25 protein-coding genes and 1 pseudogene are annotated in these 22,509 nt (G+C 59.5%); 10 read left to right on the top strand and 16 right to left on the bottom strand.

Annotation, left to right across the window (positions count from 1 at the left end; all coding sequences use genetic code 11):
• Nucleotides 1-54: 54 nt before the first annotated feature.
• The 5 genes from AC097N_RS18420 (at nt 55) to AC097N_RS18400 (ending at nt 4,750) form a co-directional block, all read left to right on the top strand.
• On the top strand, nt 55-378 hold the full coding sequence (locus AC097N_RS18420) for a 2Fe-2S iron-sulfur cluster-binding protein (protein WP_479583526.1): 324 nt from the start codon (nt 55-57) through the stop codon (nt 376-378).
• Nucleotides 379-456: 78 nt separating this feature from the next.
• Entirely contained in the window at nt 457-2,061 is a 1,605-nt protein-coding gene (locus AC097N_RS18415) for a GMC family oxidoreductase (RefSeq protein WP_479583525.1), read from the top strand.
• Between the two features lie 37 nt (nt 2,062-2,098).
• A complete protein-coding gene (locus AC097N_RS18410; RefSeq protein WP_479583524.1) occupies nt 2,099-2,368 on the top strand; it encodes a hypothetical protein in 270 nt (89 codons plus the stop codon).
• Complete coding sequence (locus AC097N_RS18405) at nt 2,361-3,512, top strand: acyl-CoA dehydrogenase family protein (protein WP_479583523.1); 1,152 nt, start codon at nt 2,361-2,363, stop codon at nt 3,510-3,512. The genes AC097N_RS18410 and AC097N_RS18405 overlap by 8 nt, the downstream gene beginning before the upstream one ends.
• Before the next feature lie 8 nt (nt 3,513-3,520).
• Nucleotides 3,521-4,750, top strand: a complete 1,230-nt coding sequence (locus AC097N_RS18400; RefSeq protein WP_479583522.1) for an NAD(P)/FAD-dependent oxidoreductase — start codon at nt 3,521-3,523, stop codon at nt 4,748-4,750.
• Nucleotides 4,751-4,786: 36 nt separating this feature from the next.
• Here the strand turns inward: AC097N_RS18400 and AC097N_RS18395 are convergent, their stop codons facing one another.
• The 15 genes from AC097N_RS18395 to AC097N_RS18325 all read right to left on the bottom strand — a co-directional run bounded on the left by AC097N_RS18395 (nt 4,787) and on the right by AC097N_RS18325 (nt 18,071).
• Nucleotides 4,787-5,143 (bottom strand): MarR family winged helix-turn-helix transcriptional regulator, encoded by a 357-nt coding sequence (locus tag AC097N_RS18395; protein ID WP_479583521.1) that lies wholly within the window; start codon nt 5,141-5,143, stop codon nt 4,787-4,789.
• 195 nt (nt 5,144-5,338) lie between these two features.
• The gene (locus AC097N_RS18390; protein WP_479583520.1) at nt 5,339-7,069 is read right to left on the bottom strand and encodes an AMP-binding protein; all 1,731 of its coding nucleotides are present in this window, start codon (nt 7,067-7,069) and stop codon (nt 5,339-5,341) included.
• A gap of 56 nt (nt 7,070-7,125) precedes the next feature.
• Entirely contained in the window at nt 7,126-8,193 is a 1,068-nt protein-coding gene (gene dmpG, locus AC097N_RS18385; protein ID WP_479583519.1) for a 4-hydroxy-2-oxovalerate aldolase, read from the bottom strand.
• 11 nt (nt 8,194-8,204) lie between these two features.
• Complete coding sequence (locus AC097N_RS18380) at nt 8,205-9,155, bottom strand: acetaldehyde dehydrogenase (acetylating) (protein ID WP_479583518.1); 951 nt, start codon at nt 9,153-9,155, stop codon at nt 8,205-8,207.
• Between the two features lie 15 nt (nt 9,156-9,170).
• Complete coding sequence (locus AC097N_RS18375; RefSeq protein WP_479583517.1) at nt 9,171-9,962, bottom strand: 2-keto-4-pentenoate hydratase; 792 nt, start codon at nt 9,960-9,962, stop codon at nt 9,171-9,173.
• A complete protein-coding gene (locus AC097N_RS18370; RefSeq protein WP_479583516.1) occupies nt 9,959-10,309 on the bottom strand; it encodes a bifunctional 3-phenylpropionate/cinnamic acid dioxygenase ferredoxin subunit in 351 nt (116 codons plus the stop codon). The genes AC097N_RS18375 and AC097N_RS18370 overlap by 4 nt, the downstream gene beginning before the upstream one ends.
• Nucleotides 10,310-10,324: 15 nt before the next feature.
• The gene (locus AC097N_RS18365) at nt 10,325-11,344 is read right to left on the bottom strand and encodes a 2Fe-2S iron-sulfur cluster-binding protein (RefSeq protein WP_479583515.1); all 1,020 of its coding nucleotides are present in this window, start codon (nt 11,342-11,344) and stop codon (nt 10,325-10,327) included.
• Nucleotides 11,341-12,372 (bottom strand): amidohydrolase family protein, encoded by a 1,032-nt coding sequence (locus AC097N_RS18360; RefSeq protein WP_479583514.1) that lies wholly within the window; start codon nt 12,370-12,372, stop codon nt 11,341-11,343. Before AC097N_RS18360 ends, AC097N_RS18365 begins: the two co-directional genes overlap by 4 nt.
• 2 nt (nt 12,373-12,374) lie before the next feature.
• Complete coding sequence (locus AC097N_RS18355; protein ID WP_479583513.1) at nt 12,375-13,256, bottom strand: alpha/beta fold hydrolase; 882 nt, start codon at nt 13,254-13,256, stop codon at nt 12,375-12,377.
• A gap of 181 nt (nt 13,257-13,437) precedes the next feature.
• Nucleotides 13,438-14,079 (bottom strand): TetR/AcrR family transcriptional regulator, encoded by a 642-nt coding sequence (locus AC097N_RS18350; protein ID WP_479583512.1) that lies wholly within the window; start codon nt 14,077-14,079, stop codon nt 13,438-13,440.
• Between the two features lie 36 nt (nt 14,080-14,115).
• On the bottom strand, nt 14,116-14,907 hold the full coding sequence (locus AC097N_RS18345; protein ID WP_479583511.1) for an SDR family oxidoreductase: 792 nt from the start codon (nt 14,905-14,907) through the stop codon (nt 14,116-14,118).
• Between the two features lie 21 nt (nt 14,908-14,928).
• Entirely contained in the window at nt 14,929-15,417 is a 489-nt protein-coding gene (locus AC097N_RS18340) for an aromatic-ring-hydroxylating dioxygenase subunit beta (protein ID WP_479583510.1), read from the bottom strand.
• Between the two features lie 30 nt (nt 15,418-15,447).
• The gene (locus AC097N_RS18335; RefSeq protein ID WP_479583509.1) at nt 15,448-16,350 is read right to left on the bottom strand and encodes a VOC family protein; all 903 of its coding nucleotides are present in this window, start codon (nt 16,348-16,350) and stop codon (nt 15,448-15,450) included.
• A 29-nt stretch (nt 16,351-16,379) separates the two neighbouring features.
• Nucleotides 16,380-17,669 (bottom strand): aromatic ring-hydroxylating oxygenase subunit alpha, encoded by a 1,290-nt coding sequence (locus AC097N_RS18330; protein ID WP_479583508.1) that lies wholly within the window; start codon nt 17,667-17,669, stop codon nt 16,380-16,382.
• A 126-nt stretch (nt 17,670-17,795) separates the two neighbouring features.
• Complete coding sequence (locus AC097N_RS18325; protein WP_479583507.1) at nt 17,796-18,071, bottom strand: MMPL family transporter; 276 nt, start codon at nt 18,069-18,071, stop codon at nt 17,796-17,798.
• A gap of 520 nt (nt 18,072-18,591) precedes the next feature.
• Between AC097N_RS18325 and AC097N_RS18320 the strand changes: the two genes are divergently transcribed.
• From AC097N_RS18320 to AC097N_RS18300, 5 genes are all read left to right on the top strand, one after another.
• Nucleotides 18,592-19,029 carry a MarR family winged helix-turn-helix transcriptional regulator gene (locus AC097N_RS18320; RefSeq protein ID WP_479583506.1) on the top strand — a complete coding sequence of 146 codons (438 nt, stop codon included), beginning with the start codon at nt 18,592-18,594 and terminating at the stop codon, nt 19,027-19,029.
• Nucleotides 19,030-19,082: 53 nt separating this feature from the next.
• Nucleotides 19,083-19,808, top strand: coding sequence for a hypothetical protein (locus tag AC097N_RS18315; RefSeq protein WP_479583505.1), 726 nt, complete (start codon nt 19,083-19,085; stop codon nt 19,806-19,808).
• 340 nt (nt 19,809-20,148) lie between these two features.
• Nucleotides 20,149-20,739 (top strand): cytochrome c oxidase subunit 3, encoded by a 591-nt coding sequence (locus AC097N_RS18310; RefSeq protein ID WP_479583504.1) that lies wholly within the window; start codon nt 20,149-20,151, stop codon nt 20,737-20,739.
• 4 nt (nt 20,740-20,743) lie between these two features.
• Nucleotides 20,744-21,028 (top strand): cytochrome C oxidase subunit IV family protein, encoded by a 285-nt coding sequence (locus AC097N_RS18305; RefSeq protein WP_479583503.1) that lies wholly within the window; start codon nt 20,744-20,746, stop codon nt 21,026-21,028.
• A 46-nt stretch (nt 21,029-21,074) separates the two neighbouring features.
• Nucleotides 21,075-21,566 (top strand): acyl-CoA thioesterase, encoded by a 492-nt coding sequence (locus AC097N_RS18300; RefSeq protein ID WP_479583502.1) that lies wholly within the window; start codon nt 21,075-21,077, stop codon nt 21,564-21,566.
• Nucleotides 21,567-21,693: 127 nt separating this feature from the next.
• On the opposite strand, the pseudogene tnpA reads toward AC097N_RS18300, so the two are convergent.
• Nucleotides 21,694-22,042 (bottom strand): annotated as a pseudogene (gene tnpA / locus AC097N_RS18295) (IS200/IS605 family transposase); the annotation flags it as partial.
• Nucleotides 22,043-22,509 lie beyond the last annotated feature (467 nt).

The raw sequence follows: 22,509 nt of genomic DNA, 5'->3' as shown, positions 1-22,509 counted from the left end.
TCGCTAGACGCTGTTCACGGCATCCGGCAAAACCCCTACAGAACGATTCAGAACATGCCAAAAATCATCTTCATTTCCGCCAATGGCGCAGAACGTACCGTCGAAGCAGCAGACGGAACCACCGCCATGGACGCGGCAACCCAGAACCTGGTGCCCGGTATCGACGCCGACTGCGGTGGCGCGGCCGCCTGCGGCACCTGCCATGTGTATGTCGACCCGACCTGGACCGAACGGACGGGCTCGGCAACGCCGGGCATAGAGCAGGACATGCTGGCGCTCACCGATAACGCCCAGGCCAGCAGCCGCCTGGCCTGCCAGATCCGCATGACTCCGGAACTGGACGGACTGGTTCTGCGTATTCCCGAAAACCAACACTGAGACTGAACGTTTTTGGGGCCGCAGGAAGTTTTGCTTCTTGCGGCTGTGCCCGCTTGCCTGCACGAGGAGATATAAAAAATGGATTTCAAACCTGACTACATCATCGTAGGCGCCGGCTCGGCCGGCTGCATTTTGGCCAACCGCCTGAGCGCCGACCCGGCTATCAAGGTGCTGCTGCTGGAAGCTGGTGGCAGCGACAACAGTCTGTTCTACCGCATGCCTGCGGGCTTTTTCGAATTGATGAAATCCGGCAAGGGCAACTGGAACTATGAATCCATTGCGCAGCCTGGTTTGAACAACCGCAAGATCTACTTTCCGCGCGGCAAGGTGCTGGGCGGCTCCAGCTCCATCAACGGTCTGGTGGTGTCGCGTGGCAATGTGGGCGACTACGACCACTGGGCAGAGCTTGGCAACATGGGCTGGTCGTACAAGGATTGCCTGCCCTACTTCAAGCGCATCGAAAGCTTCCCTGGTAGCGACCCGGCGTCGCACGGCCACAACGGGCCGGTCGGTGTCACGCTGACGGCGCTGGAGAGCATGAACCCCACCTCACGCGCCTGGATCGATGGCGGTGTGCAGGCGGGTCATCCGTTTAACCCGGATGTCAATGCCGGCGACCCACTCGGTATGGCGCAGATGCAGGGCAACTACGCCAATGGCGTGCGACAGAGCGCCTCGGCCTGCTACCTGGCACCCGTCATGCATCGCACCAATCTGCGCGTCATCACCGGTGCTCTGGCCAAGCGCATCGTCATCGAGGGCGGGCAGGCCACCGGCATCGAATACCTGCAGCGTGGGCAGTCACATACTGCGCGTGCCAACCGCGAAGTGATTCTTGCGGGTGGCGCCATCAACTCACCGCAATTGCTGCAGCTCTCGGGCATTGGCGAGCCTCAGGACATGCGCCCCCACGGTATTGCGGTGCGCCACGAACTGCCGGGCGTGGGCCGCAATATGCGCGACCATCTGTCGGTTGCTGTCAAACAGCGCATTACCAAACCGTATTCCCTGCTGGCTGACCTGAAGCCGTTGGCCATGGTCAAGGCTTTGGGTCAGTATCTGCTGTTCAAATCGGGTCCGACCTCCATCGGAGCACTGGAGACCTGGGCGCATCTGAAGTCGAAGCCTGAGCTGGCCTATCCCGATCTGCAGATCTACTCGGTGCCCCTGATGTACAACGACCACGGACGTGATGTGATCAAGGAAGAGGGCTTTATGGCCGTGCTGAATGGCATACAGCCGGGCAGCGTTGGTACTGTCAAGATCCGTTCCAATAATCCAACGGATGTGCCCGCGATCGACCCCAGATACCTCTCCGATCCGGATGACCTGCGCGTGCTGCGCGACGGCATCCGCCTGTCGCGCGAAATCATCGCGCAAAAGGCCTACGACGGCTTCCGCGGCAGCGAGTACGCGCCGGGTGCGCAGGCAAACAGTGACGCGGCATTGGATGCCTATATCCGCACCGAAGCCAACACCTTGTACCACCCGGTGGGAACCTGCAAGATGGGCAACGACGACATGGCGGTGGTGGACGCTGCATTGCGTGTGCGGGGACTGAGCGGACTGCGCGTCATCGACGCGTCCATCATGCCCCAAATCACCAGTGGCAACACCAACTTCCCCACCATGATGATTGCCGAAAAAGGTGCAGACCTGATCCTCGGCAAGGCCGGCGCCTGAGCGCCCACACCCATTCCCCAATCGTGAGAAACAAACCATGCAAGACCTAGGCGCAAGCGGCGAAGCCTGCCCGTTTTCCTTCAATTTCGATGCCGCCACCTTTCAGCCAGGGCAGATGGTGAGCTACCGGGTGCCCGACCGCTTTCCGGACTTCCCCTTTGTGGGCGTTCTGGTGGCGGTGCACGCAGACTATGTCGAGATCTCCCCCAACGACCCCCTGAACCCGACCAAGCGCATGAAGGGTACCCGCGAAAGCCGCCCCGTGGTCACGGCAGAAGAAGCCCTCTCGGAGGCCACCCATGCTTAAGCCCCGCGCCGCCCACAACCCTGAGCAGGAGATGTTTCGCGACGCAGTGCGTGGCTTCATCAAGGCCGAGATCACACCGCACTTCGAGCGTTGGGAAGCCGCCGGCATCGTCGATCGCAGCTATTGGGCCAAGGGTGGCCAGGCCGGTTTGCTGTGCCCGCAAATCCCCGAGGAATACGGCGGACCAGGCGCCAATTTTGAATACAACGCCATCGTCAATGAAGAGATTGGTTACGCCGGCTATGCCGGGCCGCTGACCAACTTTTCAGTGCACAGCGATGTTTGCGCCGGCTACATCTTGAAGGCTGGAACCGAGGAGCAGAAGAAGCACTGGCTGCCACGCATGGTCAGCGGGGAAACCGTTTGCGCCATTGCCATGACCGAGCCCGGCACCGGCAGCGATCTGCAGGGTGTGAAGACCCGTGCGGTACGCGATGGCGACGTCTACCGCGTCAGCGGCTCCAAGACCTTTATCTCCAACGGCCAGCACTGTGACCTGGTGATTGTGGTGGCCCGCACCTCGGATGCGCCAGGCGCCAAAGGCCTGAGCCTGGTTCTGGTGGAGACCAACAGTCCCGGCTTTCGGCGCGGAAAAAAGTTGGACAAACTGGGACACCGGTCCTCGGATACGTCAGAGATGTTCTTTGACGAAGTGGCGGTGCCTGTCACCAACTTGATGGGCGGCGAAGGCTCTGGCTTTAGCATCCTGATGAACGAGTTGCCGCAGGAGCGTTTGATCATTGCCGTCCACTCCATGGCCGCAGCGCAACGCGCCTTCGACATCACCTGCGGCTATGTGCAAGACCGCAAGGCCTTTGGCAAACCGATCGGAGACTTTCAGAACACCCGCTACAAGCTGGCCGACCTGAAGGCTGATCTGCTGGTGGGCTGGTCTTTTTTGGACCAGTGTCTGGCCAGGCACGTGCGCGGCGAACTGAGTGCGCTGGATGCCTCTACCGCCAAGCTCTGGTGCAGCGAAATGCATGGCCGCCTGGTCGACCAATGTCTGCAGTTCCACGGCGGCTACGGCTTTATGCGCGAATACGAAATCTGCCGCCTGTACACCGATGCGCGGGTACAGCGCATTTATGGCGGCACGTCGGAAATCATGCGCGAGCTGATTTCCAGAAACCTGCAGGGATAGGGCGCACCATGACCCAGGACAAGCGCGAAAAGGTGGTGGTGGTGGGTGCCGGCCATGGCGGTGGCTCGGTGGTGGCCTATTTGCGCCAGTATGGCTACGCAGGCGATATTGAACTGATTGGCATTGAGCCGGTGGTGCCTTACCACCGGCCTCCGCTGTCCAAGGCCTGGATGAAGGGTGAGACCAGCCTGGAGGCCCTGGCACTCAAGCCAGCGGCTTTTTATGCAGCAGAGAATATCGTCCTGCGCCTGGGCACGCGCGTGACACGCATCGACGCAGCGCGCTGTTGTGTGGTCCTGTCCGACGGCGCCGAACTGGTCTACGACCAACTGGTGCTGGCCCCCGGTGCCGATGCCCGCACATTGCCTCTGCCAGGGGCTGCGTTTGGCAATGTCATGAGCCTGCGCAACCTGAACGATGCGGCCGGCCTGCGTGCCGCGCTCACGCCGGGGACGAAGCTGGTCATTATTGGGGGCGGCTACGTTGGGCTGGAGTGCGCGGCGACAGCGCGCGCCTTGAATGTAGAGGTGGTGCTGATCGAGCGTGCGCCGCGCCTGCTGGAGCGGGTTGCCAGCGCAGCCATTTCTGCCTTTCTGCAAAAGTACCACCAGAGCCGCGGCGTAGTGATAGTGACAGCTGCCGACCTTCTTGCGATCGATGGCGAAACACGGGCTGAGGCCATCCGTCTGAAAGACGGACGCAGCTTTGCCTGCGACGCGCTGCTGGTGGGAGTGGGCGCCAACCCCTCGGTGGCCTTGGCACAGGACGCCGGACTGGTCTGTGACGACGGCATTCTGGTGGATGCGGATTGCCGCACCTCGCAGGCGAATATTTTTGCCCTGGGCGATGCGGCCAAGCGCCCGCACGACGTCTATGGGCGTGCGCTGCGCCTGGAAAGTGTTCCCAGCGCACTTGAGCAGGCCAAACGTGTGGCTTCGGTTCTCACGGGTCGGGAGTCCGCTGCTGCCGAGGTGCCCTGGTTCTGGTCCGATCAGTATGATCTGAAACTGCAAATGGCCGGTCTGCTGTTTGAAGCCACAGAAAGCGTGGTGCGCGGTGATCCGGACCAAGGCAAGTTCGCCGTCTACCACCTGTGTGCGGGGCGCGTCGTTGCGGTGGAAGCGGTCAACTCCCCGCAGGACTTCATGGCGGGCAAGAAGATGATAGGCACAAGGACCATTGTCGATGCCACTCGATTGGCCGACACCGCTGTTCCGCTCAAGGACTTGCTGGTTTGACAGTTTGCGCAGCGTGTTTCATGCAATGAGGAACCTTCAGAGCTTGGACATATTCCCCTGCAGTACCGTGAAATAGTGGATGAACGCCAGGCGGTCATCAAAAGACAGATTTTTCAAAGCCTGACCATAAAAGTTGTGAATGGATTTCTGCAATTGCTTCCACAACACTTCACCTTTTGCGCTGAGCTTGACGGATCGTGAGCGCCAATCGTCATTGTTTGTGACACGCTCAATCAGGCCATCGCGCTCGAGTCGCGATAACAGGACCGTGAGATTTTGGCGACTCATGAGCAAAAAGCGTGACAAGTCGCCTATCGGCATCCCACCCGTTACCCTTGGGGCGCGAAAGTGCTCCCAAAACAGACCATTGGTGTGTGGTGATGCCGAATTCATCGAGTGCCTGGGATCCCTTGGTATGTAAGGTGTTGGCGGTTTGAAATAGACGAAAGAACAAGCGGTTGTTGATTTCGTCAACTGGATAGCTTGCTTCGGTGGGCGGTTGAGACATGGGTGATTTCATATGGGATAAGCCGGCATCGTATGCGATGACATGCGAGTAGTTTGGTACCTCGCCAGGACTGCAATGTCCTAATCGCCCCTCTTTAGCCCAGGGAAGTCTTCCTCAAAGTATTCGTTTTCGCCCCGTACGGCATGGGCCTGGCGTTCAACTTCCAGCGCACGCAATTGCACGCGCCGAATCTTGCCGGACAGTGTCTTTGGCAGCTCGGCGACAAACTCAATGCGCCGCACCCGCTTGTAGGGTGCCAGCTGTGCGCGCGCAAAGGCAAAGATGGCCTCGGCCAGCACCGGTCCGGGCACGGCGTCTGCCGTCAAGATCAGGTAGGCTTTGGGCACGGCCAGGCGCAGCGGATCCGGGCTGGGAATCACGGCCACCTCGGCCACGGACGGATGTTCAATCAGGGCGCTCTCCAGCTCAAACGGGCTGATACGGTAGTCCGAGGCCTTGAACACATCATCGGCCCGGCCGATAAAGGTGATGTAGCCCTCGGCATTGTGCGTCGCCGTGTCACCGGTATGGTAGTGGCCGTCACGCATGGCTTGTTGGGTGTTCTCCTCGCTGTCCTGGTAGCCCTGCATCAGGCCCAATGGTCGCGGTGACAACAGCAGACAGACCTCGCCTTCCTCTGCGGCATGGCCATCTGGGTCCAGCAGCGCGATGCGGTAGCCGGGCAGCGGTCGCCCCATGGAGCCGGGTATCAGCTTTTGACCGGGCGTGTTGCCGACCTGCGCCGTGGTCTCGGTCTGGCCGTAGCCATCGCGCAGGGTCAAACCCCAGGCCGTGCGCACCTGCTCGATGATCTCCGGGTTCAGGGGCTCCCCCGCGCCTATGAGCTCGCGCAGGCTCAAGCGGCTGCGGTAGGCTGCCAAGTCTTCCTGGATCAGCATGCGCCAAACTGTGGGCGGTGCGCACAGGCTGGTCACGTGGTGCGTGGACAGTACCGACAGCATGGCATGAGCGTCGAAGCGGGCGTAGTTGTAAATGAAGATGCATGCCCCCGCGTTCCATGGTGCAAAGAAGCAGCTCCAGGCGTGCTTGGCCCAACCGGGTGAGGAGATATTCAGGTGCACATCGCCGGGTTTGAGTCCGATCCAGTACATGGTGGACAGATGGCCCACCGGGTAGCTCTGGTGTGTGTGCAGCACCAGCTTGGGTTTGGACGTGGTACCGGATGTGAAATACAGCAACAATGGATCGGTAGCGCGTGTGGGGCCGTCAGGGGTGAAGACCAGCGCTGCCTGCGCCGCATCCTCCAGACACTGCCAGCCGGTATGGCGTGCGCCCACGCTGATGCGGGTGAAGTTTCCGGCAAGCGCCGCGAACTTGTGCACCTGCTCACTGCCAACCGCAACATGGCTCACCTCGCCCCGCTCGATCCGGTCACACAGGTCATCGGCCGTGAGCAGTGCGGAGGCCGGGATCAGGACGGCGCCGAGTTTCATGGCGGCCAGCATTAGTTCCCACAGCGCCAGTTCGTTGCCCAGCATCAGCAGGATGCGGTCGCCGCGCTTGACGCCCAGACCGCGTAGGTAGTTGGCGACCTGTGCCGAGTGCTCGGCCATCTGCTTGAATGAACGCTTCACTTCGCTGCCGTTCTCGCCAACGATGAGCAGGGCCGGGGCGTCGTTGTCCTGGGACATCACGTCAAAGTAGTCCAGCGCCCAGTTGAAGTATTCAAGTTCGGGCCAGCGGAAATCGCGGTAGGCGAGCTCGTACTCATTGCGGTGCTGCAACAAAAAGTCGCGGGCCTGGATGAATTTCGTGCGAGCGCTGCTTGCGTCTGAGGTGTCAGTGGTCATGTTTATTTGAAGAGATGTGTTTAGCAGAGGCTATTTCACAACGGGCGGGCTGGCGTTCAGCCCGCCTCGCTCATCACCGGCTGGGCGTGAATACGGTTGTGCTCGGCGGTCTTGAGCAAGTCCAGGGCGACGTCCACAATCATGTCCTCCTGCCCGCCCACCATGCGGCGACGGCCCAATTCGACCAGGATGTCCACGGTCTTGAGGCCATACTTCTTGGCCGCCACTTCCGCGTGGCGCAAGAAGCTGGAATAAACACCGGCATAGCCGAGCGCCAGCGTCTCACGGTCCACGCGCACCGGACGGTCCTGCAGTGGGCGCACGATATCGTCCGCCGCATCCATCAGCTTGTAGAGGTCGCAGCCATGGTCCCAGCCCAAGCGCGCGGCGGCGGCGATGAACACCTCTAGCGGTGCGTTACCGGCGCCCGCCCCCATGCCGGCCAGGCTGGCATCGACGCGGTCACAGCCCTCTTCAACCGCCACGATGCTGTTGGCGACACCCAGGCTCAGGTTGTGGTGGGCATGCATGCCGGTCTGCGTTTCGGGATTGAGCACATCCTTGAAGGCGCGGAAGCGGTCACGCACGTCGTTCATGCTCAAGGCACCGCCCGAATCCACCACGTAGCACACGGTGGCACCGTAGCTCTCCATCAGTTTGGCCTGCTCGGCCAGGCCTTGCGGCGTCTGCATGTGGCTCATCATCAGGAAGCCGACCGCTTCCATGCCCAGGTGGCGCGCGTATTCAATGTGCTGCCGCGAGATGTCGGCCTCGGTGCAGTGGGTGGCCACACGCACGATGCGGGCGCCGGCGTCGTAGGCCGCCTTGAGGTCGTGCACGGTGCCGATGCCGGGCAAGAGCAGGGTGGCGATCTTGGCGTGCTTGACCACGCTTGCCACGGCTTCAATCCACTCCACATCGGTATGGGCGCCAAAGCCGTAGTTGAAGCTGCCGCCCTGCAGGCCGTCGCCATGGGCGACTTCAATGGAGTCGACCTTGGCCTCGTCCAGCGCTTTGGCAATCTGCATGGCCTGGGCCACGCTGTACTGGTGGCGGATGGCGTGGCTGCCGTCACGCAGCGTCACGTCCGAGATATAGATTTTTTTGTCGGGGGAATAGCTCATGGATGTCTCCTTTACGCGGCTACGACGGTGAGCATGCGTGCCGCCATGTGTTCGGCGGTGCGCAGTGCGGCGCTGGTCATGATGTCGAGGTTGCCGGCGTAGGACGGCAGATAGTGCGCAGCACCTTCCACTTCCAGGAAGATGGAGGTCTTGAGGCCCGACATGCGCGGACCCACGCCCGGGATATTGATAGGGTTGCTAGCTTCGATGCGGTCAAACTGCACCTTTTGCTTGAGGCGGTAGCCGGGCACATAGGCCTGCACGTCGGCGACCATGCGCGCTACCGATTCGGCGATGGCATCTTCGCTGGCAAAGTCACTCAAGGTGTACACCGTGTCGCGCATCATCAGCGGCGGCTCGGCCGGATTCAGCACGATGATGGCCTTGCCCTTGACGGCGCCACCCACGACCTCAATCGCTTTCGAGGTGGTTTCAGTGAATTCATCGATATTGGCGCGGGTGCCGGGCCCTGCACTCTTGCTGGAGATGGAGGCGACGATCTCGCCGTAGTGCACCTTGGCCACGCGCGATACCGCTGCCACCATCGGGATGGTGGCCTGGCCGCCACAAGTGACCATGTTGACGTTGAGCGCGTCCAGATGTTCTTCGCCGTTCACCACCGGAATGCAGTACGGACCGATCGCCGCCGGTGTCAGGTCGATCATGCGGATGCCGGGCTTGAGGCTTCGCAGGAAGGCGTCGTTCTTGATGTGGGCGCCGGCGCTGGTAGCGTCGAACACAATGTCGATGTCGGCAAAGATGGGCAATTGCGTCAGGCCTTTGACGCCTTCGTGCGTGGTGGCCACGCCCAAGCGAGCCGCACGCGCCAGGCCGTCGGAAGCGAGATCAATGCCGACCATGGCACCTATTTCGATGTTAATGCCGTGGCGCATGATTTTGATCATCAAATCCGTGCCGATGTTGCCGCTGCCGATGATGGCAGCCTTGAGTTTGCGTGTCATGTATGTGTAACTCCTTCAAGCCATGCGGCAGGTAACTGAACCAAGAGCGCCGATCTGGGCATGAATCAGGTCACCGGCCTGTACGGGCACCATCGGGCCGAGGGCGCCCGAGAGGATGACTTCACCGGCGCGCAGCCCCTGGCCGCGCTCGGCCATGGTGCGGGCCAGCCAGTAGGCCGCACGCAGCGGATGACCGAGGCAGGCGGCGCCGGTACCGATCGAGACGAGCTGCCCGTTCTTGCTCATCTGCATCTCCAGATCACCCAGCGCGACGTTGCCCACTGCGACCGGCTGGTCGCCCAGCACATAGAGGCCACAGGAGGCGTTGTCCGCCACAGTGTCCACCAGGCTGATCTTCCAGTCGGCAATGGCGCTGTCCACGATCTCGAGGGCCGGCAGTGCATAGGCGATGCAGGTCATGAATTCGGCCCAACTCGGGGTGATGCCGCAAAGGTCGCGACCGACGACAAAGGCGACTTCGGCCTCGATCTTGGGTTGCATCAGGCGCGCCGTCGGCACATCCTGCCCGTTCAGACACTCCATGTCGTCAAACAGGATGCCGAAATCGGGCTGATCGACGCCCAGTTGCAGTTGCACCGCCTTGGAAGTGAGGCCCACTTTTTTCCCCACCATGCGGCGCCCGGACTCGATCTGGGCGCGGGTGTTGATTTCTGCCACCGCATAGGCCGCTTCAAGATCCTGGATGCCGTAGCTGATGGAGATAGGGGCAATCGGGGCGCGGTTCGCGCGCGCCGTGCGCAACGCCAGCGCGGCCTGTGGTACAGCCTCGTTTGAGTAATTGTTCATGTAGTGCTGTCCTCCGGTCGAATAAACACGTTACCGTCCTTGATGATGGCCCGATAAGCGCGAATGGGGGTGATGGCCGGGAACGTGAGTGCGGTCCCGGTCTTCAGACAGAAGCGGCCAACGTGCCAGGGGCATTCGACCTGGCCGTTTTCGACCGTGCCCTCGGACAGCGATGCGTTTCCGTGCGAGCAGGTGTCATCGGTGACATAGAACTCCCCATCCACGTGATAGACCGCCAGCGGCATCCGGCCTTCGACTTCCACCCGAAGGGCCTCGCCGTCTTCGACCGCATCCACGCGGCACAGTCGCAACTCGCCGGCTGAAAGTGTGACGTCTTTTTGTTCCATGATTCTCGAACCACCTCAAAAAAATCGGTCGTAATGTATCTGTTGCGCCGGCACCTGGTACTCGACCATCAACATCCGGACCACCACTTCAATCATCGGCGGCGGTCCTGCCAGGTAATACTCATGGGCGGTGAAATCACCACTCAGGCTGCGGCCCAGCAATTCATGAACAAAGCCGCGCTCGCCCTGCCAGCCATCGCCGTCTGCCGGTGGCGCATTCGACACAGCGGTTTTGACCTGGACGCGGTCCGGGTCCTGCAGCCAGTCGGTAAAGGTGGGGATATCGGCCGGGCTGCGGCCGCCGTAAAAGAGCCACACGGCACGCTCGTTCAGCGCCGGTTGCATGGCAAGGGCGTTCACGATCGACAGCATCGGCGCCAGGCCGGATCCGCCTGCAATGCACACCACATCACGCGGGGACTCCGCGCGCAACTGGGCGAGACCGAGGGGGCCGTCAATGTCAACGCTGTCGCCGGGCTGCAAGGCATCAAACATCAAGGTACTGACGCGCCCGTTGGGCACCTGCCGCACCATGAAGTGCCAGTCGCCCGCTTCGTTCGGCTGATTCGACATCGAATAGGCACGCAATTGACCAACCCCGGGCAAATCAAACAAGGCATATTGACCGGGTACAAATTGCGCTGGCTGCTCGCCGCGAAACCTGAATTCACGGATGTCAACGGTGACCTGGCGGCTACCGAGGTACTGGGTTTTGAAGCGCGTGGGGGCGTTTTCCGATAAATACTCGGGACCTGGGCGGATCTTGATTTCGCAGTCCGACAGCGGTCGGCACTGACAGGCCAGGCGGCGGCCGCGAACCCGGTCTTTCGCACTCAAGCCGGGCGCATCGGGCCACAGGTCTTGCACCTCACCGCTCAGGAGCTCGAACTTGCAGGAGCCACAGCCGCCGGCGCAGCATTCATAAGGCAGGCCGATACCGGTACGCAAGCCCGCACGCAGCAAGTTGTCGCCCTCGGCGTTGACGTAACTGGCGTCGCTGCCCGCAATTTTTATCGTAAAGGACGTGTTTTTCATTTTTTCTCCTGATGGTCGTGCTTCGCCTGCGGCGCCAGACCCAACCAGCGCTCGGCATTCGTCGAGCACAACTGGCGCAGGACGTCATCCGGCAAACCGAGCGATTGCAAGCGTGCAGCCGGGTCGGCGTCCATGATGACAAACGGATAGTCTGACCCGGCTAGGATCTGGCTGTTGCCAAAGACCTGGATCAGCCGGTGAATTGTGTCAGCGTCGTACACCAGGTCGTCGTAATACATGCGCCGCGCCGCCAGGCTGGGGTCGCCAGCCAGGGTGTCGCGGACCTGGGGCAAGGTCTGCCAAGCGTGCTGCAAGCGCGGCAGCAGCGCACTGAGCGAACCGCCACCGTGGCTGAACGCGATGCGCAGGCCAGGCAGGCGGGCCAGCGTTCCACCTGTGATCATGGAGGCGGCGGCCAGACCGGTCTCGCTGGGAAAGGCCAACACCTGCTCCAGCACCGCCGGACCCGCCAGGCGGTCCATGCCGCTCGGTTTGAGCGGATGCACAAACACCGCCGCGCCCCATTCAGCCGCCGCCTCGAAGAACGGGAAAAAGCGCGGGTCCCCGATCACCGTGCCGTTGATATTGCCGCCAATTTCAACCCCGGACAGACCTAGCTGATGGACCGCCACATCGAGCTCGCGAATTGCTGTCGTCACGTCCTGCAGCGGTACTGCACCCAGACCCACGAAACGCGTGGGATGACTGGCCACCATCTCGGCAATAACCTCGTTCAGGTAGCACGACATCCTGGCGCCGTCCACCGGATCCAGCCAGTAGGACAACAGCTCGGGCATGGGCGACAACACCTGCCGCGTGACCTGTCGCTGGTCCATATCGCCCAGCCGCATGGCACAGTCCCAGCACTGGTGCGACACCGTGCGGTAGACGGCGCCGGACACCATCACATGGCGATGGCAGGCCTGCGCGGCGACCATCGACGGCCAGGGCGCATTCACATGCCGTCCGATGTATGCGGGGAAATTCTCCGGTACGACGTGCGTGTGGACATCAATCAGAGCTGACACGATCAGCCCTGGGCAGTTGTGGGCAGTTTGCCGGTGGCGAAGTAATGTGCCGCCACAGCATTGAACTCCTCTGGCGATTCGTACTGGGGCCAGTGGGCAGCGTCGGCCTGCATCAGGTAAAAGAGGCTGCCGGGCACGCGGGCGGCGGCGGCGCGGGCAGCCTCCAGGTCATGGATCGGGTTATCCTGGGTCCAGAGGAACAGCGTGTCGCACTTCAGCGATTCAAGTGGGATCAGGAACTCGTCATGCCGCTGAATCACCGCATTGATCGTCGGCGCCACGCGCCGGGTCTCGGGCGCGAGGTAGATGCGCAGGCGCAAATCAATCAACTCGTCGTTCAGCAGGTGGTGGTTATTCGGGTGCATCAACCACTGCATGCGGGCCGTCACTGACTCGCGGTTCGGCACCGCATCAACGTTGCGCTTGTTCAAGGCCATGAAGTTTTCCATGTCCTGCTTGCCCTTGACTGACACAACCGGGATGCCGCCAGCCGTGTTGAGCATCAGGCGGCGCACGCGCTCCGGGTACTTGGCGGCAAACAGGCCTGAGACCCAGCCGCCCAGTGACTCACCCGAGAGATGGGCCTTGTCAATGTGCAGGGTGTCCATCAAGGCCAGCAACTGCTCGACAAACACGGCGGGCGTGTAGGCGTCGAGCTTTTTGTCCGACAGGCCATGGCCCACATAGTCCAGGGCAATCACATGGAACTGCTCGGACAGGGTCATCAGGTTTTTTGCATAGGCCTCTAGATGCCCGTTCATGCCGTGCTGGAACAGAATGGTTTCCTTATTGCCTGCACCGGCTTCGGCAATTCGGATACGGCCAAATTGGGGGGTCTCAACATAGCGGATCTCGGCTCCGAGAAAATCAAGCCACAGGCTCATGGGGTATTCCTTTGCGGTGTCAGGGGGAAGAAACAGGGGGCGCGCAGTCGCGCAGGGGTCAGCCGCCGTGTAGGCGTGCAGTTGCCCGGGTGCTGACCAGCGAGCAGACGCCGTCGAGCGCCCACCCTCAGATCCTGAGGGCTGGGGACGGAATGTTTAAACGGAACGCAGCAGCGAAGCGCTACAGGCTGTCCAGGTACAGGACCACCATTTTTCGCCACAGCTTGAAGAGGCGGTTGAAGCGCTGGGTGTCGTTCTGCCAGAGCCGGCGTACGGCCAAGCCGCGCACGATGCTGATGGTCAGCCACAACAGGTCTTCTGCCACCGCCGGGGGCACGCCCGACTCGATCAGGGCCTCCAGCCAACTGGCCTCCACCGGCAGCCGCGAGGCCGCCGAGATGTCGCCCACCGTGTGCTCCTCGCCGGTCTTCATGCGGCCCTGTATGGCCAAGTCGAGGGCAATCAGGAACAGCTCGCTGAAGAAGAAGTCCTGGCTGTCCGAGAGCAGCTCCTTGATGGCATCGTCCACGGAGTTGACGCGCCTGGCCCGCTTGCGCCCAGCCTCTGCGGAGCGCTGGAACACATGTTCGACGACCGCCACCACCAGTTCGTCCTTGGACGGGAAATGGTGCGTCTGGGCACCCCGTGAAACGCCGGCCAGCGTGGCCACGTCGGCGGTGCGAAAGCCGGCATAGCCCTTGGCCGCCAGCACATCCACCGCCGCGTCGAGCAGGCGCCTGCGGGTTTCTTCGGTGCGCTCGGCCTGGGTACGCCGCACCTTGACGGGTTGTTGTGCGGTCTCTTGGGAAGCTTTGGTTGTCATCGTGGTCAGCCGTATCGTTGCAGCAAGGGTTTGTCGTCACAACATCGTACTCCCGCCGTTGACGCTGATTACTTGGCCGGTGACGAACGCGGCTTCGCGTGTGGCCAGATAGACCACCATGGACGCCACTTCTTCCAGCTCGGCCGCCCGCCCCATGGGAATAATACTCAGGAATTTTTGCGCCACCTCGGGTTTGTCCCGCACGAATTGGCGCAGTTGCTCGCTGTTGACGGCGCAGGGCGCCACCGTGTTGACGGTGATGCCGGCGCTGGCAAACTCGCGCGCCAGCCCGGTGGTCAGGGCGTGCACGCCACCTTTGGCCGCGTTGTAGGCGGCATGGTCGGGCAGGCCGTTGCGTACCGAGTCGGCACCCAGGTTGATGATGCGCCCATAGCCCTGGCGCAGCATCCCAGGCAAAAAGGCGCGTGTACACCAAAGGGTGGTCCAGAGATTGCGGTCTATCGTCATCCGCAGGGTCTCGGCGGTATGACTGAGAAAGGGCAGGATCACGCCACCGCCGGCATTGTTCACCAGGATCGAGGCATCGCCGAAGGCGCTTTGTGTCTGCGCCAACAGTGCTTGCGCCCCCTCCTCGGTGGAAAGGTCGCCCGCCACGCCAATCACCTTGACGTCATATTCATGTTCGATCCGCCGCGCCTCGGCCTGCAGTTCATGGTTGGCGATATCGGCTATCACCAGGGAAGAGCCTTCCCTGGCGAGCGCCTCGACGATGGCCAGGCCAATGCCGCGGGCGGCGCCTGTGACGACGGCAACCTGGCCACTGAATCTGGCGTGCTCAGACGGGGGTCGTAAAGTGGGGTAGTTCATCGTCAGGGCATTCGTTCGGGATCAAAGAATAATGCTGACGCGCCCGTGGGGTCGCAGGGCGTCCATGTCGAGCATGGAACGCTTCTCCCGGATCATGAGCTGGCCGTTGACCCCTGTCAGACGATAGCGATAGCTACCGACATACACGTCGGCGGCTCCATTTTTAAAGCGGTGAACGGCAAAGGCCGCGGACACTTCAAGCTCCTGATCGCTTCGCTTTTCAATGAGGATGTTGGTCACCATATGGCGCGTTCGCGAACGGGGCCATTCAACGTGAGCCGACTTCTTCAGCAAGCGCACCACCCGCTCTTGCAGGCGCTGGCGGTCGTCGGCGATGTAAAACAACGTGTTGTCCGGCTGGATGTCCGGGCTGGTACCCACTGTTGGCACATGGTAGACAGCATCGTCGGTGAACAGCGCCAGCCATTCCGCGAGCTGCCAGCGATCCAGCATGGCGGCCTCGCGGTAAAGGTACTCTTCAACATCGTTGCGTGTGATGTTTGCGATCATGGTGATTTCCTTGGTAATACGCCCTGGCGCTCAGAATGCTGCGGACTCTATGACGCCGCCCTTGCCAAACTTGGGCGCGGGTGCACCGCCCCAGCTATCGAGGATTTCCGGACGCAGCGGCAGTTCACGCGCCTCGCGCGGACTCACCTCCGGGAACTCCTCCATCCCGAAGCTGTATTCGACTGTCAATCCGTCGGGATCGAGAAAATAGATAAATATTGAATTTGAAATGTCGTGCCGGCCCGGCCCATACACAACCTCCACGCCCGCCTTGCGCATGCGATTCATCGCGCGCCCCACGTCATCGACATCGGTCACCATGAAGTTGAGGTGGTGCAGACCGTCGACATCGCCACGGCTGACGCCAAAGGTGTGATGGAGCGGATTGGGAAAGCAGCGCAAAAACGACACCTGATCACCAAAATGATCCGACACCCTGAAGTTCAGCTTTTCGGTCAGCGTGCGCAGCACCTCGTCGCGCTTCTCGCAGCGGATCACGACATGACCCAAACGCTCAATTTTGGAGACGCTTGGCACGAAGTCCCCTTTGCCACGCTCCATCTGGGCATAAAACTCGAACGTCAAGGTGCTCTCCGGAATGCAAAAGCGAAAGGTCCGCCCCTGCTTCAATTGGCCCGCCTCTTCAGCGGACACCTCATGTCGCTCCCAACCCATCTGATCAATGTAATTCGCGGCCTGCTCAAGATCCTTGCCGGACTCCAGCTCAAAGGCCATGCGCTTGATACCCGGCTCACTGGATTTATAAAGAACAATATTGTGGTGATCCTCGCTGCAGCGCAAAAAGGCGCTGTCAGATCCTTGCTGCGACTCAAGCTGCAGGCCGACAAGGTCGCGGTAAAAGCCAACAGAGGCATCAACATTCGTCACATTGAGGGCAACGTAACCAGGTTTACGGTAGCGAAGTGGAACCATGAGCTCCTCCAGATTGATTGTGAAATAGTTCAGTCAGCTTGCACAGGGATGGCGCGCTGCGCTTGCTGCACCAACTCATGCCAGCGCGACCAGAAGGTTCGAATCTGGTGTTCATCCACCGTCGCGGGCTCGGCCTTGTTCATGCCGCGCGAGAGGTCGTTCCAGGCCGCCTCGCGGGCATTGGAATAGCCACGCTGGCAATGCTCAAGCATCTCCACGTCGTCCGGCGTTGCAAAGCCGCCAGGACCGAAAAACTCAAGGAAGCCATTCAGACGATTCTTTCGCAGCCAGTCCTTCTCTTCTGAAGGTCCGATAGCCCAGGCCGTAACCTCCATGTAGTCGGGCTGCTTCGGATAAAAAGTCCGCAGTGTCACCGACATGCCGTCAACAATGACCAGGTTGGGAAATATCAGAATGTTGCGGCTGTTTTTAGCGATGCGCGTGGCACGCTCTTCACCATGTTTAACAACCAGTCGATCGAACACCGCATCGATTTCACACTTGCGCTCCTCACCCCAGGCCGGGACCCAGTTGGCAACGGGACGACCCCAAGGCGCCGAGTACTCCACCACGGCGTGACCGTTGCCCAGGTCGCGCGCAAAGCCCACGACATTGCTTTGCGCCAGCACGCCATTCATATTCTTCAGGTAATCGAAGTAAGTAGCATGGGTCGAGACGGCGTGATAACCATCGATGCTGTTTTCGACCAGCAGTTTCCAGTTGGCCCGGATCGCATACTCCTGCGTGCCGCTGATGATTTCCATTCCTGCCGCCGACTGATCAACCACCAGATCCAGGTATTCAGTGGCACCCGCAAGGTATTCAACCAGGGACACCGCTCCGGCATCGAAACAGATAAACCAGAAATCGCGGTACTGCTCAAGGCGCGGAACGGCCACCAGGTCCGCACACCCCCCGCCGTTAAAGCCTTCACTGTACGACTCGATGCCCGGCAGATCGCGCATCTTGCCATCGGCACCAAAAACCCAGCCGTGATAACTGCAGGTGAAATTCTTTGCATTTCCGGCGGGCTCACGACACACCGTTGCGCCCCGGTGTGGACACGAATTCAGAAAGGCGTGAATCGTGCCCGCAACATCGCGATTGAAAATGACATTGCGCCCACCCACCGGGCGAGTAACAAATGAGCCCTTCTTGGGCAACTCTGACGTGTGCCCGAGGTACAACCAGCAGCGATCAAAGATTTGCGACCGCTCGGCTTGAAAAATGTCGTTGTCGACGAAAGACTTGCGCGCCACGCGAAACACTCCGGCGTCGCGATCGACATCCAGTAGTTTTGAAAAATTTGCATCGCTCATGGTTACTCCGGGAGTTTGAATATCAACTTAATAACTTACAAACCGACTGACTTGTTCGTATCTTATCAACGAAATCAAATCGCACAGCAAGGGGTTTACCCGTATCGACGGGAATTTTCTGTTGCGTCAGGCGGCGGGCAGGGTGGCCAGCGCGGCGGCCGCCCTGCAACTCTTCGTATCAATGAGCAAAGCCGACAAGGCAGGGATCATCACCACCGCGCCAAACATGTTCCACAGGAACATGAAGGCAAGGAGTAAACCCATATCGGCCTGGAACTTGATATCCGAGAAAATCCAGGTCGACACGCCAAGGACAAGCATGACTCCGGTCAAGGCCACGGCGACCCCGGTGGTGTTGAGTGTTTCAAAGTAGGCTCTCCTTGAGTGCCAAGCCTTCTTCAAAATAGAACTCCAGCTTGTTGTAGATGTAGATCCCGTAATCCACACCGATCGCGATATCCAGCGAAATAACTGGCAAGGTGGCCACTTTGACCCCCCAGACCCAGCTGGGCCATGATGCAAATGGTTACCCGCCAGGACTTGAACTCCCACAACACCAGCAGAGGGACGATGCCATAGACCAGCGCCAGCATCAGGGGCTCAGGGGTGGTAGTTGAAGGCGTCATCCTCCAAAAAAGCATTGAATCCATCCAACTGGCGGTAGACACCTGCGGCTACACCGACTTGAAGCCGCCAACCTCCCCTATATCGAAAGGACCTTGACGCATTTGAGGCGTCAACACTCAAAGCAGAGAGTTTTTGAACTTCCCTTGCAATCCGGTAATAAATAGTTTTATAATAATTTATATGTAAACTAACTAGGTAATATCTAATGCGTGGCAATGAACGATTGGCAAACGTAAAGCGGAGTACGTCTCCCATGGAGGCCGTGTTACCAGGCCTTCCAATGCCTGAGACGGTCATGGTTCGTCTGGTACGAATCACCGTCGCCGGCATGACGGATTTTTTTGAACCTGTTTTCCGCAAGCTTGATCTAACAGAAAACTCGTTTCACGTCCTCTGTCTGCTGATGGCCAGCGAACAAGGTCGCGCTTCACCCAGCGAATTGAGCGACTTGGTCGGCACCAGCCGCGCTAACATGACACGCATCCTTGATCTGCTCGAGCGCGAAGGCTTAGCTTCGCGGTCCGTCGAAGCCCGAGATGCAAGGCGGCATTCCATCGAAATCACGGACAAGGGGCGGCAAGTAAGCTCCGACGCAGTCCCGCAGATGATCGATCCGCTCAAGCGGGCGTTTTCCGACCTGAGTCCAGAGGAATTCGCCACGCTCGGCACCTTATTGCGGAAAGTCACAATTTCTTTCGACAAGGGCGCTTTGCCTTTGAAAGCTGCGGCCTAACACGTTGCATTAACGCCAATTCCCACCCACTCATACGACAAAGAGAACCCGACATGAATGAAAAGACAGCTCTGCGTTACCAATTGATCAGCGCCTGGTGCGGTCCTGCATTCCTGATCACCTTCCTCCTGTTCTGGGGTGTGATCGGGCAAAACCTGCCCAATCCCTCGCCAGCCTTGAGCGCACCCGATCTAGTTACGCGCTACGTAACCCACCTCAACGACATCCGCCTCGGCTTCATCATGTCGATGATCATCATCGTGCTCTACATGCCCTGGTCGGCCCTGCTCGCCACGCAGATGGCTCGCATCGAGGGCAAGTTCCCGGTCATGGCCTATGTGCAACTGTTGGGCGGTGGATTGACCGTGATGGTGGTGTCCTTCAGCGCCTTCTTCTGGGTGACTGCCGCCTTCCGGCCGGATCGCGACCCCGCCTTGATTCAGTTGTTGACGGATCTAGGTTGGTTGTGTATCGACCTGCAATACGCCTGCACAACATTTCAGATGGTCGCCGCCGCAATGGTCGGACTGGCCGATAAAAGCAAGACGCCGCTGTTCCCTCGCTGGGCTTGCTTCCTGACGATCTGGTGTGGCCTGAGCTTCCTGCCAGCCAGTCTGACGGGTGTGCTGAAAACCGGACCCTTCGCCTGGAACGGCATGCTGAGTTACTACATCCCGTATTTTTGCTGGCTGTGCTGGTTTAGCGTGGCCAGTTTCTTCATGATTAAAGACGTGCGCCGCCGCATGCGTGAGGCAGAAGTTCTTGCTGTCAAAGGGTAATTCTTGCATGGCTTAGGCGCGTAATCAAAGTGATCCCTCCCCTTTGCGGTGGGGTCGTTACATTCTCATGCCGATACGGCAATGGCACGCCCAAGGAATAGACGCTTAGCCGAGATCAAAGGAAGAATTGTGACAATGCTCCATATCGCCATCGTGAGTACTCACGCGCTTCACCATCAATGTTGCACGCGCCGCAGAAGCATTGCAGCCAATGAATCTCAGCGCAGCATGTCCCCGATCGAAGCATGTGAACGGGCAGCCCGAAAGGCAGTCAGCGTTCTTGCCCTACGCCGACCCCCAAAGCGGGCCGGCTAGCCGGTCCTGCGCCCAAGCCACCACCATGCCAACAGTCCACGTCGCCAGCCATGCCACTGCCCAGCGGCGACTGCCGGGCGACTCGGACGTCTGGATCTTCATCCTTGCCGAACTACTGATGTTCGCTGCCTTCTTTGTTGCCTATATCGTCAACAGGGCAGGTGCGGTTGGACTGTACAACGCCTCGCAGCTGACGCTGGACCGTAGTCTGGGAGTCCTTAACACGATTTTTCTTATTTTCAGTTCGTGGGCCGTGGTCCAGTCGATCACCGCCGCCCGACGCAACCAGTCGGTAATAACTGCCCGCTATCTGGCATTGGCCATTGCTCTTGCCGCAGCCTTCATTGTGGTGAAGTGTTTCGAATATTCGGCCAAGTTTCAGGCCGGCATCGACCTGACGACGAACGACTTTTACATGTTTTATTTCTGTTTGACCATGATCCATCTGGCGCATGTCGTGGGGGGCTCGATCATTCTCATCGTGCTCTGCCTGAACGCGCGACAGTGCCGGTATCACCGCGGCCATCTGAAGGGTCTGGAAGCCGGCGCTTCCTATTGGCACATGGTCGATCTGCTGTGGATTTTCCTGTTTCCGCTGTTATATCTACTGAGGTAATCCCATGTTTGAAATGATCCGAAATACAAAACTCCGTGTTTTGCTGCTGCTGTTGATTGCGACAGTGGCCAACTTTCAGATCAGCGGAGAAGCTTCGATCGGCTTCTACGCAGGCACGGGAACGCTGGTCATCGCCTACCTGAAAGGCCGTCTGATCGCCCTCGATTTCATGGAACTGCGCCATGCGCCGCTCGTCTGGAGGTCGGCAATCGAAGGCTGGTTGTTGCTCGTTTCAGCCATGCTCCTGACAGTCTATTGGCTCGGAACATTTGGCGTCGGCGCTGCGTGAGGGTTGATCATCGATCTGATCGTGACGATGCACTGGATTCGTTGAGATGGGCATTCCCCTATCCTGGAAACTCACCGATAAAGAAATAATTGAAATGCAAAAAGACAACCCACTCACTCATCGCGCTACCTATTCGCACTGGATACCGGAGCGCGTCCGGTGGTCCGATACTGACATGGTTGGTCACGTAAACAACCTGTCGTTCTCAACGTATTTTGAGACCGGACGGACGGAATTCCTGCGGCCTCTTATCGCACGGGACGCCGAACGCCGGGTCATGATGCTGTTGGCGCAGATGACCGTGAATTTCCTGGGGGAAGTCCATTGGCCCGGCGAAGTCGAAATCGGTACCGGAATACTGGCGATTGGTCGAAGTTCATACCGCCTGGGGCAGGGACTGTTTGATGGTGAGCGCTGTGTGGGTAACGCTGAAACAGTTCTCGTCCTCATTGACGAACCCAGTCGCAAGCCTCGTGAAATCCCCGATTGGTTGAGGCAACACCTTTCCACATTTAGACTCTCTCAGATTTGTTGTTAGTAAGGGGGCTCACAACGCCACCCACGGCACGTTCACTTTCATCGTGTTCAAGAACATGTCGTGCCGCATGGGCTTGCGGTATTTCGTCCATCCCAGGCATTGCTTTCAGTCACCGTTACGGCGGCAACTATCCCCAAAGCCCCAACTGTTCCAACTTCCTGCGTTTAGTGCCGGCTGTAGTTGCGAATCACTTCTTCATTTCGTCTTACCGTCAAAAGAAAATATCTTCGAGCCCAGAAGTGGTACCTCACAAAACTTCTCTTGCACTCTGCATATCCGCGCGCCATGTAAAGCCCACTTTTTCCCTTCATCTAGCTAACCACGTTCGACACCGCATATTTCCGCGATATCAATATCATCATATGCACGTGGTCGAACATTAAGTGTCCCTCTTGAATCCTGCTCTTTTTGTGCTGTGCCAGTGTGCGAAACAAACTTTCAAGATGTATTCGTAACTCTCCATACAACACCTTTCTCCAAAAACCGGGAGATTTTCCATCGGATTAAGCTGATGCCGAACTAGATGTGGGTGTTGTGGCCCGAACAGCTTCCAGAAATAAAGCATGGGTGTTCGCGTCGTTGCTTGTAGACGCAATCCGTCGGCAAAAATCCCAGCATTCATGAGGAATCACGGCACCGGACTGAGCTGCCATGGCGAGTCGCAGCACTGACAGGCGCGTGTGGCCAAATCGTATGCTTCGCTCCAGAAGCCGCACAGACGCTTCTTTGGCCAAACCGATCGACGCCTCGTTGGCCTCGGAATGGCGGCCCTGTGTCACCACGCGTTTCATCTGTCGGATTGCCTGTCTGGACATCGTCATCACCCCTACATATTGCGCCGGTACTGCCCACCCACCTCAAACAAGGCATTGGTGATCTGGCCCAGCGAGCACACGCGCACAGCGGCCATCAGCACCTCAAACACATTCCCGTTCTCGATCAC

It is taken from the genome of Rhodoferax sp. LS1R11 (assembly GCF_056521395.1).
The sequence above is the reverse complement of the archived record's forward strand: the minus strand, read 5'-3'. Positions and strand labels throughout refer to the sequence as shown.

Bases quoted from the DNA above. Each gene is read 5' to 3' on its own strand.
- AC097N_RS18390 (WP_479583520.1), bottom strand. From the start codon at position 7,069: ATGACCACTGACACCTCAGACGCAAGCAGCGCTCGCACGAAATTCATC.
- AC097N_RS18420 (WP_479583526.1), top strand. From the start codon at position 55: ATGCCAAAAATCATCTTCATTTCCGCCAATGGCGCAGAACGTACCGTC.
- dmpG (WP_479583519.1), bottom strand. From the start codon at position 8,193: ATGAGCTATTCCCCCGACAAAAAAATCTATATCTCGGACGTGACGCTG.
- AC097N_RS18335 (WP_479583509.1), bottom strand. From the start codon at position 16,350: ATGGTTCCACTTCGCTACCGTAAACCTGGTTACGTTGCCCTCAATGTG.
- AC097N_RS18415 (WP_479583525.1), top strand. From the start codon at position 457: ATGGATTTCAAACCTGACTACATCATCGTAGGCGCCGGCTCGGCCGGC.
- AC097N_RS18405 (WP_479583523.1), top strand. From the start codon at position 2,361: ATGCTTAAGCCCCGCGCCGCCCACAACCCTGAGCAGGAGATGTTTCGC.
- AC097N_RS18310 (WP_479583504.1), top strand. From the start codon at position 20,149: ATGCCAACAGTCCACGTCGCCAGCCATGCCACTGCCCAGCGGCGACTG.
- AC097N_RS18370 (WP_479583516.1), bottom strand. From the start codon at position 10,309: ATGGAACAAAAAGACGTCACACTTTCAGCCGGCGAGTTGCGACTGTGC.
- AC097N_RS18330 (WP_479583508.1), bottom strand. From the start codon at position 17,669: ATGAGCGATGCAAATTTTTCAAAACTACTGGATGTCGATCGCGACGCC.
- AC097N_RS18305 (WP_479583503.1), top strand. From the start codon at position 20,744: ATGTTTGAAATGATCCGAAATACAAAACTCCGTGTTTTGCTGCTGCTG.
- AC097N_RS18400 (WP_479583522.1), top strand. From the start codon at position 3,521: ATGACCCAGGACAAGCGCGAAAAGGTGGTGGTGGTGGGTGCCGGCCAT.
- AC097N_RS18300 (WP_479583502.1), top strand. From the start codon at position 21,075: ATGGGCATTCCCCTATCCTGGAAACTCACCGATAAAGAAATAATTGAA.
- AC097N_RS18320 (WP_479583506.1), top strand. From the start codon at position 18,592: ATGGTTCGTCTGGTACGAATCACCGTCGCCGGCATGACGGATTTTTTT.
- AC097N_RS18355 (WP_479583513.1), bottom strand. From the start codon at position 13,256: ATGAGCCTGTGGCTTGATTTTCTCGGAGCCGAGATCCGCTATGTTGAG.
- AC097N_RS18380 (WP_479583518.1), bottom strand. From the start codon at position 9,155: ATGACACGCAAACTCAAGGCTGCCATCATCGGCAGCGGCAACATCGGC.
- AC097N_RS18395 (WP_479583521.1), bottom strand. From the start codon at position 5,143: ATGAATTCGGCATCACCACACACCAATGGTCTGTTTTGGGAGCACTTT.
- AC097N_RS18345 (WP_479583511.1), bottom strand. From the start codon at position 14,907: ATGAACTACCCCACTTTACGACCCCCGTCTGAGCACGCCAGATTCAGT.
- AC097N_RS18350 (WP_479583512.1), bottom strand. From the start codon at position 14,079: ATGACAACCAAAGCTTCCCAAGAGACCGCACAACAACCCGTCAAGGTG.
- AC097N_RS18315 (WP_479583505.1), top strand. From the start codon at position 19,083: ATGAATGAAAAGACAGCTCTGCGTTACCAATTGATCAGCGCCTGGTGC.
- AC097N_RS18340 (WP_479583510.1), bottom strand. From the start codon at position 15,417: ATGATCGCAAACATCACACGCAACGATGTTGAAGAGTACCTTTACCGC.
- AC097N_RS18410 (WP_479583524.1), top strand. From the start codon at position 2,099: ATGCAAGACCTAGGCGCAAGCGGCGAAGCCTGCCCGTTTTCCTTCAAT.
- AC097N_RS18365 (WP_479583515.1), bottom strand. From the start codon at position 11,344: ATGAAAAACACGTCCTTTACGATAAAAATTGCGGGCAGCGACGCCAGT.
- AC097N_RS18375 (WP_479583517.1), bottom strand. From the start codon at position 9,962: ATGAACAATTACTCAAACGAGGCTGTACCACAGGCCGCGCTGGCGTTG.